The organism is Collinsella sp. LCP19S3_A6 (genome assembly GCF_052122015.1).
GTDB lineage: Bacteria > Actinomycetota > Coriobacteriia > Coriobacteriales > Coriobacteriaceae > Collinsella.
The window spans coordinates 186,404-198,466 of record NZ_JBQKDD010000004.1; the positions used below are offsets into that span (position 1 = coordinate 186,404).

13 protein-coding genes are annotated in these 12,063 nt (G+C 55.0%); 10 read left to right on the top strand and 3 right to left on the bottom strand.

What is annotated here, in order from left to right:
• Positions 1–12: 12 nt before the first annotated feature.
• The 8 genes from rnpA (at position 13) to ACTQVX_RS04290 (ending at position 4,893) form a co-directional block, all read left to right on the top strand.
• Positions 13–351, top strand: coding sequence for a ribonuclease P protein component (gene rnpA, locus ACTQVX_RS04255; RefSeq protein WP_154516785.1), 339 nt, complete (start codon positions 13–15; stop codon positions 349–351).
• Positions 348–572: a membrane protein insertion efficiency factor YidD gene (gene yidD, locus ACTQVX_RS04260; protein ID WP_441540318.1), complete on the top strand. Its 225-nt coding sequence runs from the start codon at positions 348–350 to the stop codon at positions 570–572. Before rnpA ends, yidD begins: the two co-directional genes overlap by 4 nt.
• 29 nt (positions 573–601) lie before the next feature.
• Entirely contained in the window at positions 602–1,372 is a 771-nt protein-coding gene (locus tag ACTQVX_RS04265; protein WP_441042215.1) for a YidC/Oxa1 family membrane protein insertase, read from the top strand.
• A 44-nt stretch (positions 1,373–1,416) separates the two neighbouring features.
• Positions 1,417–1,986, top strand: coding sequence for a Jag family protein (locus ACTQVX_RS04270; protein ID WP_441546455.1), 570 nt, complete (start codon positions 1,417–1,419; stop codon positions 1,984–1,986).
• 96 nt (positions 1,987–2,082) lie between these two features.
• Positions 2,083–2,820: a 16S rRNA (guanine(527)-N(7))-methyltransferase RsmG gene (gene rsmG / locus ACTQVX_RS04275; RefSeq protein WP_441546454.1), complete on the top strand. Its 738-nt coding sequence runs from the start codon at positions 2,083–2,085 to the stop codon at positions 2,818–2,820.
• Positions 2,821–2,950: 130 nt separating this feature from the next.
• Positions 2,951–3,751 (top strand): ParA family protein, encoded by an 801-nt coding sequence (locus tag ACTQVX_RS04280; protein ID WP_441546453.1) that lies wholly within the window; start codon positions 2,951–2,953, stop codon positions 3,749–3,751.
• Positions 3,752–3,770: 19 nt separating this feature from the next.
• Positions 3,771–4,649, top strand: a complete 879-nt coding sequence (locus tag ACTQVX_RS04285; protein ID WP_427748147.1) for a ParB/RepB/Spo0J family partition protein — start codon at positions 3,771–3,773, stop codon at positions 4,647–4,649.
• Positions 4,639–4,893, top strand: a complete 255-nt coding sequence (locus tag ACTQVX_RS04290) for a hypothetical protein (RefSeq protein WP_441546452.1) — start codon at positions 4,639–4,641, stop codon at positions 4,891–4,893. Before ACTQVX_RS04285 ends, ACTQVX_RS04290 begins: the two co-directional genes overlap by 11 nt.
• 192 nt (positions 4,894–5,085) lie before the next feature.
• Here the strand turns inward: ACTQVX_RS04290 and rlmN are convergent, their stop codons facing one another.
• Complete coding sequence (gene rlmN / locus ACTQVX_RS04295; RefSeq protein WP_154516799.1) at positions 5,086–6,138, bottom strand: 23S rRNA (adenine(2503)-C(2))-methyltransferase RlmN; 1,053 nt, start codon at positions 6,136–6,138, stop codon at positions 5,086–5,088.
• An 85-nt stretch (positions 6,139–6,223) separates the two neighbouring features.
• Between rlmN and ACTQVX_RS04300 the strand changes: the two genes are divergently transcribed.
• Both ACTQVX_RS04300 and ACTQVX_RS04305 read left to right on the top strand, forming a co-directional pair.
• Positions 6,224–7,189 (top strand): D-alanine--D-alanine ligase family protein, encoded by a 966-nt coding sequence (locus ACTQVX_RS04300; RefSeq protein ID WP_441540313.1) that lies wholly within the window; start codon positions 6,224–6,226, stop codon positions 7,187–7,189.
• Positions 7,183–10,077, top strand: coding sequence for a helicase C-terminal domain-containing protein (locus ACTQVX_RS04305; protein ID WP_441540312.1), 2,895 nt, complete (start codon positions 7,183–7,185; stop codon positions 10,075–10,077). The genes ACTQVX_RS04300 and ACTQVX_RS04305 overlap by 7 nt, the downstream gene beginning before the upstream one ends.
• On the opposite strand, the gene ACTQVX_RS04310 is transcribed toward ACTQVX_RS04305, so the two are convergent.
• Together ACTQVX_RS04310 and ACTQVX_RS04315 are read right to left on the bottom strand one after the other, a co-directional pair.
• Entirely contained in the window at positions 10,074–10,991 is a 918-nt protein-coding gene (locus ACTQVX_RS04310) for a helix-turn-helix transcriptional regulator (RefSeq protein ID WP_441537032.1), read from the bottom strand. The two genes, ACTQVX_RS04305 and ACTQVX_RS04310, sit on opposite strands and share 4 nt — an antisense overlap.
• Positions 10,978–12,000 (bottom strand): helix-turn-helix transcriptional regulator, encoded by a 1,023-nt coding sequence (locus ACTQVX_RS04315; RefSeq protein WP_441537031.1) that lies wholly within the window; start codon positions 11,998–12,000, stop codon positions 10,978–10,980. The genes ACTQVX_RS04310 and ACTQVX_RS04315 overlap by 14 nt, the downstream gene beginning before the upstream one ends.
• Positions 12,001–12,063 lie beyond the last annotated feature (63 nt).

The following is a 12,063-nucleotide window of genomic DNA, read 5'->3' on the forward strand; positions in this document are numbered from 1 at the left end:
CACACATCTCGCATGAAGACTATTAAGTCTCGGCAAGATTTCGAGCATGTGTTCAGTCAGGGGCGTCGTTTCAATCATCCTCTGATTCGAATGACCATATGTGAATCGGTTGGCGAAGGCGACTCTGGAAGGGTCGCCTTCGTTGGTGCTAAACGACTCGGTTGCGCAGTTGTGCGCAACCGTTCTAAGCGTGTGATGCGCGAGGCCGCCCGCAGCTGCGGATTTCCCGTTGCGGGTTATGACATCATCTTGTTCGCGACCCCCAAGACGAGGATCTCGTCGCCGGAGGAGATGAACGAGGCATTGCGTTCGCTTGTGATACGCGCCGGCGTTGCCGGGGAGGAGCGATGAGCAATCACGTTTTGCGACGTGTTGCCATCGCTCCTATTCACATATATCAACAGGTTATTTCGCCCTTATTGCCTGACGCCTGCATTTATTATCCAACGTGTTCTCATTACGCCGTCCAGGCTATCGAGAAATACGGTGTTTGTAGAGGCTGCTGGCTTGCCGTGAGGCGCATCGCTCGCTGCAATCCCCTGCACGTCGGCGGTTATGACCCTGTGCCCTAGCGGGCACTCGCTATCGGAGGAAAAATTACATGTGGGATTGGATCGTTAACATCCTTTTCGAGCTGCTCAAGCTCATCCAGACCTTTGCGGTCGACTGGGGCCTGTCCATCATTATCCTGGTGGTCATCGTCCGTCTGCTGCTGACGCCGCTCATGCTCAAGTCGACCAAGTCGACGGCCCGTATGCAGGTGCTGCAGCCCAAGATGCTCGAGATCCAGGAGCGCTACGCCGACGATCCCCAGCGTCAGGCCGAGGAGATGCAGAAGTTCTACAGCGAGAACAAGTTCAATCCGCTGTCCGGCTGCCTGCCGCTTCTGATTCAGATGCCTATCCTCATCGCCCTGTTTACACTTCTGCGCAACCTGCCGCAGTACTTTAACGAGGGCACCTTCTCGTTCTTCAACATTCTGCCCGATCTGACTACCACGCCGAGCGCCTCTTTTGCCGATGGCTTTATGGTCGCACTGCCTGCGCTGATTTGCCTGATTCTGTTTGCTGTCCTGACCCTGATTCCGCAGCTGTACATGTCGCGCAATCAGACCGGTCAGCAGGCCCAGAGCATGCGCATGATGGCCGTCGTCATGACCGTCATGATGCTCTGGATGGGTTGGAGCCTGCCCGTTGGTGTTCTTTTGTACTACGACGTGTCTTCTGCCTGGCAGGTCATCCAGCAGATCTTTGTGACGCAGAAGGTTATCGAGAAGGCTAAGGCCGAAGAGGAGGAGCGTCTTAAGAACGCCCCGCTGCAGGTTGAGGTCACGCGTCGCGAGAAGAAGCCGCGCCCGCACAAGAAGAAGTAGCGGTATAGTAATCTTATTTAGGTACCTAACTTTTGGAGTACGTTATGTCTGAAGAGATCGTCGAGGATATGCTTGAGGAGGTTGCCCCGCAGGCCGCGGGCGATTATCTCGAGATTGCACAGCGCTACAAGGCTGGTGAAGAGCTTACGGACGAAGAGCTCGACACCATTGCCGATGTTGCGATTTCTATTCTTCGTTCCATCCTTTCGCATTTCGACGCCGCCAACTCTCCTATCGATGAGTTTGAGGGCGACGAGGGCGAACTGATTCTTGATGTAACGGCTCCCGACCTTGCCGTCCTTATTGGTCGTCATGGTCGCACCCTTGATGCCCTTCAGGTTATGTTCTCGCTGTTGGTGAGCCGCAAGCTTGGCTTTAGGTATCCGGTCGTCGTCGACGTCGAGGGATATAAGAGCCGCCGCCAGGACAAGGTTGCCTCTATGGCTCAGTCTGCTGCCGAGCGGGCAGTTCGCACTCACAAAAGCGTTTCGCTTCCTCCCATGAATGCCTACGAGCGCCGTCTGGTTCATATTGCTCTTCGCGGCAACGACGCCGTCGACACGCATTCTGAGGGTTCTGACCCCGATCGTCATGTTGTGATTGTTGCTCGATAACCTAAACGAGCTTATCTTAAGGGGGCGTGGTTTCCACGTCCCCTTTTTTTGTCAAAAGTTCTTGAAACACTGATTTTTGTCAGATAGGAGTTTGTCTTGTTTGTACTAACCGATGAGCAGACAAGTCAGATGCTTAGTCGTCTAATTTCGTATTGCGAAGACTATTCTTTGAAGGTCTCCCATGATGCCCTACGCTCCTGTATTGAGCATCTTGATCTTGTTTTGGAGGCTAATAAGACCACCAATCTTACGCGCATCCTAAATATCGAAGATGCGGCTGTTCTTCATATTCTTGATTCGCTTGTGTTGCTTCCCTATATAGACATAGCTCCAGAAGGCGCTTTGTTAGACATGGGTACAGGTGCTGGGTTTCCTGGTATCCCTTTGACAATTGCGTGCCGACGTAAGGCTACCTATATCGATTCGGTTGGCAAGAAGGTTGATTCCGTCAACTCATTTGTTGAGGCTCTCGGTCTCAAGCATGCTCACGCGGTTCATGATCGTCTTGAAGAATATGCCCGAAGCCATAAGAAACAGTTTGCTGTTGTCACTGCTCGTGCACTTGCACCGTTACCAGTTCTCGTCGAGTATGCTTCACCATTTCTAATAGATAGTGGTCTCTTTGTTATTACTAAGGGAAACCCGTCAGACGTCGAACTTCAGTCTGGTCTAACTGCCGCTAGCATATGCGGGTTCACCACACTTTTGACAGATGATTTAGATTTGCCAAATGGCTTGGGTCATCGCGAGTTTATCATTTTAAAAAAATCTCGTCCGGCAGCTATTTCGCTTCCACGTGCTAATGGCATGGCGAAGAAGAATCCGCTTGCCTAGATGTTTCACGTGAAACATAATGGATAGTAATTACTTGTTATGTTTCACGTGAAACATAACAGATGATGAATCGGAATGTTTCACGTGAAACATCCTCCGTTTAACAGCTTAAAATACACCAGGAGGGACCGTGGGATTTCGCGACGTTAAGCGTTCGAAGAGCGCAAAAGACACGCGTATCATTGCAATCATCAATCAAAAGGGTGGTGTGGGTAAGTCCACCACAGCAGTAAACCTTGCAGCAGCACTGGGTGAACAGGGTCGAAAGACGCTGATTGTCGATTTTGATCCACAGGGTAATAGCACGAGCGGCTTTGGAATCGAAAAAGAAGAACTCGATAACTGCATCTATGATGCATTGCTGAATGATGTTCCAGCTGAATCGCTTGTTCTTGATACAAATTGCAATAAAGTATTTGTAATTCCGGCTACTATTCAGCTTGCAGGTGCCGAAATTGAGCTTGTAAGCGCAATTGCACGAGAAACACGCTTGAAGGATCTGCTTGAGCCTGTTAAGGATGAGTTTGACTTTATATTTATTGACTGTCCGCCTTCACTTGGCTTGTTGACCATTAATGCGTTGACGGCGGCGGACAGTGTTCTGATTCCGATTCAGTGTGAGTATTACGCACTCGAAGGTGTCACGAAGCTGCTTGAGTCGATGAAGATGGTCAAAACACGCCTAAATAAGAGCCTTGATACCTATGGCGTGCTTATGACGATGTATGATTCGCGAACATCGCTCTCAAATCAGGTTGTCGAAGAAGTGCAGTCGTACTTTGGAGATAAGGCATTTAAGACCTTAATTCCGCGTACGGTTAAAATATCAGAAGCACCGTCGTTCGGTGAGCCGGTAATTACATATGCACCGCAAAATAAGGGTGCAAAGGCGTATATGAACCTTGCCAAAGAGGTGATCAAGCGTGCCTAGTCCTAGGAAGCGTGGCGGTTTGGGTCGCGGACTCAATGCATTGGTATCCGAAGCAGAATATGAGACCGGTGGATCTGCGACGTCCGCATCCAATACTGCTTCGAAAACTAAACTTCCAATCGAAGATATCGTTCCAAACCCCAATCAACCCAGAATTCATTTTAATGAGACCGAGCTTCGAGAGTTGAGTGAGTCGATTCAGGAGCATGGTGTTCTTCAGCCGCTTCTTGTACGCAAGCACGGTAATGGCTATGAGATTATCGCGGGTGAGCGCCGTTATCAGGCTTCTAAGCTCGCTGGACTTGAGGAAGTTCCTGTCATCATAAAAGATGTTGATGATGAACAGATGCTTGCGCTTGCATTGATTGAAAATCTGCAACGCTCTGATCTCAATCCCGTCGAAGAGGCTAAGGGATATCGACAGCTCATCGATGCGAGTGGTATGACTCAAGAGGCCTTGTCGAAGGCTGTTAGCAAGTCTCGCTCTGCAATCACCAATTCGCTGCGCCTACTTGATCTTCCAGAGGTTGTTCAGCAGATGATCTTTGAAGGTAAGCTGACTGCTGGCCATGCTCGTGCAATTCTTGCAGTTCCATACGAAGATGCACGCATTAAGTTAGCTGAGAAGGTTGTTGCAGAAGGATTGTCCGTCCGCGCGACAGAAAATCTTGCCCCGTTGTTTTCTGCCGGAGAGACACCAAAAACGCCTCGAACCGCAACGCCTCAGTCTTTTAAGAAGGCGGCACGCGTTCTGCGTCAGGTGTTTAACACGAACGTTCGCGTAAAGAGCTCGCGCGGCAAGAACAAGATCGAGATTGAATTTAAGGATGAAGAGGAACTCTCTCGCATTCTTGGCGAAATCATTCAGTTTGATCAAGGAGGTCAGGATGAGGAATAGAGTTCTGACTGCTGTCGCTTTGGCTGCTACTGTTGCAGTTGGCGCTTTTGCCGGTTATAAGATTGCGACAGATGATGAATTGCGTGGTCGTTTACTTCGCGGAGCGCAGGATATCGTTGATACCTCGAAAAAGAAAATGGATGTTATGACCGAGGACGTTGCCATGCGTACGGCTCAGATGACTAAGAATCCCAAGATCAACAAAGATTGGGTTAATCATCAATGGGAAAATGTAGGCTTTTAGGTACCTAACAATGACTCATCTATTCTGAAGGGTTCCTTGTCTGATCACCAGTACAGGGATCCCTAATATCGTCCTAAATAATGCTGGACAATCGTATGATGCAGATAATCGATGAATATGAAACAGCCCCGGTTGCAATTAAGCAACCGGGGCTTTCTGATGTTTCACATGAAACGTTTAGGCTGGTCGCCCCTACGCGTTCTTCTGAACTTTGAAACGCTGCTTGAGTTGGCCACAAGCCGCATCGATATCGTTGCCACGAGAGTTGCGGATCGTGGTCTCGATACCACGGGACTCAAGACGGCGTTGAAGGTCTTCTACCTTATGGATCGGTGACGGCTTGAGCGGGCTGCCCTCAATATCGTTGAGCTGAATCAGGTTGACGTGGCACAGCGTGCCCTCACAGAAGTCGCAGAGCGCCTGCATTTCGGGGTTGGTGTCGTTGACGCCCTCGATCATGGCATATTCGTACGTCGGACGGCGGCCGGTCTTCTCGGTGTAGAGCTGCAGTGCCTCGTGAAGGCGCAGGAGTGTGTATTTCTTGACACCGGGCATGAGCTTATTGCGTGTGGACTGGATAGCGGAGTGCAGCGAGACAGCTAGGGTGAACTGCTCGGGAATGTCGGCAAACTTACGGATGCCAGGAATAACACCGCTGGTAGACACGGTGAGATGGCGCGCTCCAATACCGATACCGTCGGGGTCATTAAGGATGCGCAGCGCCTTAAGAACCTCATCGTAGTTGGCAAAAGGCTCGCCCTGGCCCATGAACACTACGCTTGTCGCGCGCTCGCCAAAATCATTGGAAACGTGAAGTACCTGGTCGACGATTTCCTGGGCGGTAAGCGAGCGCCTGAGGCCGTTGAGACCGGTAGCGCAAAAAGCACAGCCCATTCCGCAGCCGGCTTGGGTGGATACGCAGACAGAGAGCTTGTTACGACGGGGCATGCCGACGGTCTCGACAGAAATGCCATCGTGGTACTCGAGTAGGTATTTACGAGAGCCGTCCTTGGACACCTGCTTGGTGAGCTCGGTCGGCGTGTCGAAGGCAAAAGCCTCCTTTAACTGCTCGCGGAAAGCCTTGGGAAGGTTGGTCATATCGTCAAACGAACAAACGTTCTTCTCAAAAACCCATTCAATGAGCTGCTTCGCGCGGAAAGCGGGCTGGCCGAGTTCGGCCACGAGCTCGCGAATATCGTTTTGGCTCAAGTCGCGAATGTCCTGAGATTTAGTCCTGGGATTCATGGAAGCCTTTCGATTTTGGGGAAACGTAGGGGGTATCGCTACAATATGGTATCAGCTGCAGAAATCATAGAGGAGGAGTCTGCCCATGCCGGGTAAAAGCCTAGAGAACATGCACGTAGCGGTCTTGGCGGGCGGCCATTCCGCCGAGCGCGAGATTTCGCTCAATTCGGGAAAGAACGTCGTGGTGGCCCTAAAGGAGGCTGGCTACACTTCGGTGGAGCTGCTCGATACGGCTGCCGATGATTTTATGGTGACTATGGCAACTGGCGATTTTGACGTGGCGTTTATCGCCATGCACGGCGCCGGCGGCGAGGATGGCGCCATGCAGGGAGCCATGGAGACGCTGGGTATCCCCTACACGGCGTCGGGTGTGCTCGCCAGCGCGTGTGGCGCCGATAAAGAGGTTTCAAAGCTTCTGTATGCCAAGGCGGGCATCCCCATTGCCCCCGGTTTGGCGCTTGAGGCGGGCGACGAGGTCGATATCGATCGCATCGTTGAGATTTGCGGCGAGCGTTGCTTTGTAAAGCCCGCCGTCAACGGCTCCAGCTACGGCATCTCCCTGGTACACGAGCCCTCTGAGCTGCCTGCCGCCATCGCCAAGGCCTTTGAGTACGGCGATAAGGTGCTGGTCGAAAAGTGCATCGAGGGAACCGAGATTACCGTAGGCGTCTACGGCGAGGATGACGTGCGCGCCCTGCCGATCGTCGAGATTCGCAAGCCTGAGGACTGCGAGTTCTATGACCTGGATGTGAAGTACGTCGATCCCACGGATATCCACCGTATTCCGGCGCAGATTTCGCCCGAAAACTATGCTCGTGCCCAGGAACTTGCCTGTGCGGCCCACAGAGCCCTCGGCTGTCTGGGCATTTCGCGCAGCGATTTTATCGTGAGCGAGGACGGCCCCGTCATCCTCGAGACCAATACGATTCCCGGTATGACCGATACGTCGCTGTATCCGGACGAGATTCGTCATACCGAAGACATGACCTTCCCGCAGGTCTGCGACAGTCTGATTCGCATGGGTCTCCGTCGAGCGGGCATTGCATGCTAATCGAGGACGCTGTATCTCCTGGAACGCCGCAGTTTGTCATTGATTCCTATGCAACGCTCGCCGAGCGTGCCCGCACACAATCGTTTGGCCTTATCGAGGAGGATGTTATCGTCCTCGATACCGAGACCACGGGTCTTTCGGTCCAGGACAACGAACTTATCGAGATTTCCGCGGCCCGTCTTTCGGGCCGCGAGGTCGTTGACCGCTTTGATACGTTTGTGCATCCCAAGCAGCTGATCCCTGCCGAAATCACTGAGCTCACAAGCATCACAAACGCCGATGTGGCCGATGCCCCCTCGGCTGTAGAGGCCGTGGCTGCGCTCGCCGATTTTGTGGGCGGGTGCCCGGTTATCGCGCACAATGCCACGTTTGACCGATCGTTCATCGAATCGGTCAAGGGCGGTGTCAACGTCAGCGACATCTGGATCGATTCGCTGGCGTTGTCCCGTATCGCGCTGCCGCGCCTGGCATCGCACAAGTTGTCCTTTATGGCCGATCTGTTTGGCTGCGACTCCGTGTCGCACCGTGCAAATGCCGATGTCGATGCCCTGTGTGGGGTGTGGCGCGTGCTGCTGGTTGCCCTTACGGACTTGCCGCAGGGCCTTATGGCGCGTCTGGCGGATATGCACGCGGATGTTCCTTGGTCCTATCGTCCCATTTTCTCGTTTTTGGCAGGTCAAAACCCCGGCTCGATTTTCTCGCTTGCCGCCGCCCGCGCCGACGTGCTCAAGGCCGATCGCGCCGATGATCGCGTGGATGCCGACGAGCTGCCGGTTCTTAACATGCCGAGTCGCGAAGAGATTGAGGCGGATTATGCCCCTGGTGGCCTAGTCAGCCGCATGTATCCCACATATGAGCCGCGCGACGAGCAGATTGCCATGGCGCTCGAGGTACGCGACGCGTTGGTTACGGATACGCATCGCGTGATAGAGGCCGGTACGGGTGTCGGTAAATCGATGGCGTATCTCGTGCCCTTTGCCGAGGCCGCCCGCCGAAACAACATTACCGTTGGCATTGCGACCAAATCGAATAATCTTGCCGATCAGCTTATGTACCACGAGCTGCCAAAACTCGCCGAACAGCTGGACGGAGGCTTGTCATTCTGTGCGCTCAAGGGATATGACCACTATCCGTGCCTGCGCAAACTCGAGCGCATGAGCCGAAGTCAGACCGAGATTACCACCAACCGCGATCCTGCCGACACGCTCACAGCGGTTGCGGTGATCATGGCGTATGTGTGCCAATCTGCCGATGGTGACCTCGATTCGCTCGGCATTCGCTGGCGCAGCGTCAACCGCCCCGACTTTACGACGGCCTCGCGCGAATGCGCTCGCCGCCTGTGTCCGTTCTTCCCCGATAAATGCCTCGTCCACGGTGCCCGTCGTCGCGCGGCGCATGCCGATATCGTGGTCACAAATCATTCCCTGCTATTTCGCAACGTTGCGGCCGAAGGGAGAATTTTGCCTCCCATCCGCCACTGGGTAATCGACGAGGCCCATTCCATCGAGCGCGAGGCGCGCCGCCAGTGGGCGCGCGTGGTCTCGGCAGACGAATCTCGCGTGCTATTTGAGCGCCTTGGCGGGTCGAGCTCCGGTGCATTGAGCCAGGTATCTCGTGATTTGGCGACATCCGAAGGCTCCACGCTTTATCTGGGGCTCACCGCGAAGGCGACGTCTACGGTCGCACGCGCGAGCATGGCACTCGCCGAGGTGTTTGACGGCGTGCGTGAGCTCGGCCGTCGCGCCCGCGGTGGCTATGACAGCGCAAATCTGTGGATTGGCCCCGAGTTGCGCGAGTCGGATGACTGGCATGACTTCTTGCAGTCTGCCAGCGCTGCTATCGATGCCCTGGAGCAGGCGGATAAAAATGTTGCCGCGCTGGTGCAGGCTGTCGCTGCCGATAAACCCGAGGTCGTCGTCGACCTGGGCGATATTTCGCGCCGTCTGCACGAGCTGGCCGAGAACCTCAAGCTCATCATTGACGGCACCGACGAGCATTATGTGTACTCGCTGCAGGTCAACCGCCGCCTACGTGCGGGCGGAGAATCCATGACCGCCGAGCGCATCGACATCGGCGAGGCCCTGGCGAACGAGTGGCTGCCCGAGGTGCATACGGCCATCTTTGCCTCGGCAACCATGACGGTGTCCAAGAGCTTTGAGCACTTTAACCATGCCGTAGGCCTCGATCGCATTGGCGCTTCGGCATCCTCGTCACTGCACCTGGATTCGAGCTATGACTTCGATTCGAACATGGCCGTAGTCGTGGCGGGGGACATTCCCGACCCTCGCGACCGCGAGGGCTATCTGTCCGCGCTCGAGCGCGTATTGGTCGATGCCCATCTTGCCATGGGCGGGTCGGTACTCACGCTGTTCACCAATCGCCGCGATATGGAAGACCTGTACGCTCGGGTTGAGCCCAAGCTGGCGCGTGCCGGCCTGGAACTCAATTGTCAGCAGCGCAATTCGTCTCCCCGTCGCTTGCGCGATCGCTTTATCAACGAGTCGACCTCGTCGCTCTTTGCTCTCAAAGCATTTTGGGAGGGCTTCGATGCCAGCGGCGAGACGCTGAGATGCGTCATTATCCCCAAGCTGCCATTCTCGAGCCCCACCGATCCTCTCTCGTGCGAGCGCAATCTGCGCGAGGACCGCGCCTGGGTACGCTACTCGCTGCCCGAGGCGGTTCTCGAGGTCAAGCAGGCGGCCGGTCGCCTGATTCGTTCATCGACCGATTGCGGCGTGTTGATTTTGGCCGACCCGCGTCTGGTGACGAAGGGTTACGGAAAGAAATTTCTGACATCGCTGCCTACCAGCTCGTATCAGCGCATCGAAACGGCGCAGATCGGCCACTATCTTCAGTTATGGCGCCAAGCGCACGAACGCCATCGCTAAGAACGGAAGGCCATTGCCTCGGCGGCATCACATAGACGCTTTGAAAGGGCGGGGTCGTCTGCGATGCGGATGGCTCCGCCCGCTGCGATAATCTGGCTAAACAGCCAGTTTTCGGAGCTATAGCAAACGGTCACGCTTGCCGTACCCTCCCCATCGGCTTTAATTGACCTGATACCTGCCCACCTCACGCGTTCTGCCATATCGAGCGGCATCAGGAGCTTAACGCTCTGGCTTGCCTGTGCAAGGGAATCGTGCAGGGACGTGGTTTCGGTCGTGTGACGCACGACGGAGTCTTCCGTCAGCAGAAGCTCCTCGATCTTGTCCATACGGTAGGAGCGCTGCCCGTCTGCCTCGACATCCCAGGCAATCAGGTACGTTTGGTCGCCGTTGGTCGTAATCTTTAGGGGGTCGATCAATCGCCTGCGTGGATGCTGGTCGTCCAGGGAGCGGTAGGTGACGAGGCATCGCACGCCATCCTGAATTGCACAACAGAGTTGCTGCCAATAAGATCCGCGGGCGACGGTATCGTCAACGCGTTGGTTGTATCCGAGTTCCGCCGGAAGGAGTGCGCGCCGGATGCGCGCCGCCGCGCACTCCTCGATTCCGAGTGACTCCAATTCATGATTGAGTACGGCGCCCTCGGCGGCACTCAGGCGAAGCGGCAGCACACGGCCCGCATCGCCGATGAGAACCACACGTTCATCGTGGCATTCGCAAATGATGCGCGCGCCCGATTCGCGGTCTGCGAGCGTCGAGATGATGCCGATGATCTCGTCGAGCGAAGCTCCGGAGATATCGAAGCGACTGCAGATTTCGTCTCGCGTCATGCCCGCCTCGCCGGCGGCATAGAGTGCCTCCATAATGTCGATGGAGCGCGAGAGCCTTTGTTCGCTGGTGAGCTTACGCACGGCCATGAGCGCTCACTGTCCTTTCGATGAGGCGGTTCCACGCCTGCTTGAGTTCGTTGGGCGCTACGGGCCTCATACCGTCAACGCTGTGTTCCATGCAAAATGACGCCGCCGCATTCAGGTCGCGAACGTCAACGGTCCAGGTCCAGCCGTCTTTGGCGTGCTCGAGCCTTCCTCGCCCACGTGTGAGGCCGTGGACCATGTCGGATTGAGCCTGCGGAGCAAACGAGAAAGTTGCCGTGACGGGCTGGCAATCGGAGAAATCGAATTCAAAGAAGAGGTAATCGTTGAGATTGAAGTCTGCGGGAATGGCGTAGGCCCGCGATGGACGCCACGCACGAACGATGCGATCGCAGCGAAAGGTTCTGATTTTTCCGGTGGCGTCATCTAGGCCGCAAAAGTAGGCCGTTCCTTCGCGCTCGAACATGCCGTAGACGCAAACAGTGCGTTGTCGTTGCTCACCCCGTCCGTTTTGATACAAAAAACGCAGCGCGCATCGGTCGGCAAACGCGCTCCATACCGCATCGACCGTCGGCGAGTGAACAACGGGGGGCTCGGCCGTATTCGTCTCGCCGGTAAGATAGGCAATTTTGGAGCGTATGTCGGCGAGCGGGGTCGCAAAGGCCGAAGAGCCCGTGGTGAGGGTCTGATCGATAGCGTTTAGCAGAATGTCGGCATCGTCTGCGGTGATCAAGCCGCCCGCGGCAAACGTATGCTCACGGTCGATTGTCCAGGCGCTCTCCTCGGTCTCCTGGGCACCCGCGGCGCGAACTTCCTTGATCACAATGCCCCGCTCGAGCAGCTTGTCGCGGTCGCGGCGAAATTTTCGCTTATCCGAGTCGACGTTGCCCGATCCGTAGCCTAGGTCAGAATCCAGCACGATCTGCTCGGTAGTTACGGGCTCGGGGGAACTGTTGAGGACAAAGAAAAGGTTGAGGATACGCTGGGCGGTTTTGTCGAAACCGGGTTCTGGCGCATTTGTTTTGTTTGTCGCGGTCATATCGCTTACCGTCATAGAATCCTCGCATGGGAAGGTTATTTGATGCCATGATTTTAATCCGATATGGAGATTAGGCTA

What these genes read in the sequence shown, in the direction of transcription:
- yidD (WP_441540318.1), top strand. Translation starts at nt 348, where the DNA reads ATGAGCAATCACGTTTTGCGACGTGTTGCCATCGCTCCTATTCACATA.
- ACTQVX_RS04315 (WP_441537031.1), bottom strand. Translation starts at nt 12,000, where the DNA reads ATGACGGTAAGCGATATGACCGCGACAAACAAAACAAATGCGCCAGAA.
- ACTQVX_RS04305 (WP_441540312.1), top strand. Translation starts at nt 7,183, where the DNA reads ATGCTAATCGAGGACGCTGTATCTCCTGGAACGCCGCAGTTTGTCATT.
- ACTQVX_RS04270 (WP_441546455.1), top strand. Translation starts at nt 1,417, where the DNA reads ATGTCTGAAGAGATCGTCGAGGATATGCTTGAGGAGGTTGCCCCGCAG.
- ACTQVX_RS04265 (WP_441042215.1), top strand. Translation starts at nt 602, where the DNA reads ATGTGGGATTGGATCGTTAACATCCTTTTCGAGCTGCTCAAGCTCATC.
- ACTQVX_RS04290 (WP_441546452.1), top strand. Translation starts at nt 4,639, where the DNA reads ATGAGGAATAGAGTTCTGACTGCTGTCGCTTTGGCTGCTACTGTTGCA.
- rnpA (WP_154516785.1), top strand. Translation starts at nt 13, where the DNA reads ATGAAGACTATTAAGTCTCGGCAAGATTTCGAGCATGTGTTCAGTCAG.
- rlmN (WP_154516799.1), bottom strand. Translation starts at nt 6,138, where the DNA reads ATGAATCCCAGGACTAAATCTCAGGACATTCGCGACTTGAGCCAAAAC.
- ACTQVX_RS04300 (WP_441540313.1), top strand. Translation starts at nt 6,224, where the DNA reads ATGCCGGGTAAAAGCCTAGAGAACATGCACGTAGCGGTCTTGGCGGGC.
- ACTQVX_RS04310 (WP_441537032.1), bottom strand. Translation starts at nt 10,991, where the DNA reads ATGGCCGTGCGTAAGCTCACCAGCGAACAAAGGCTCTCGCGCTCCATC.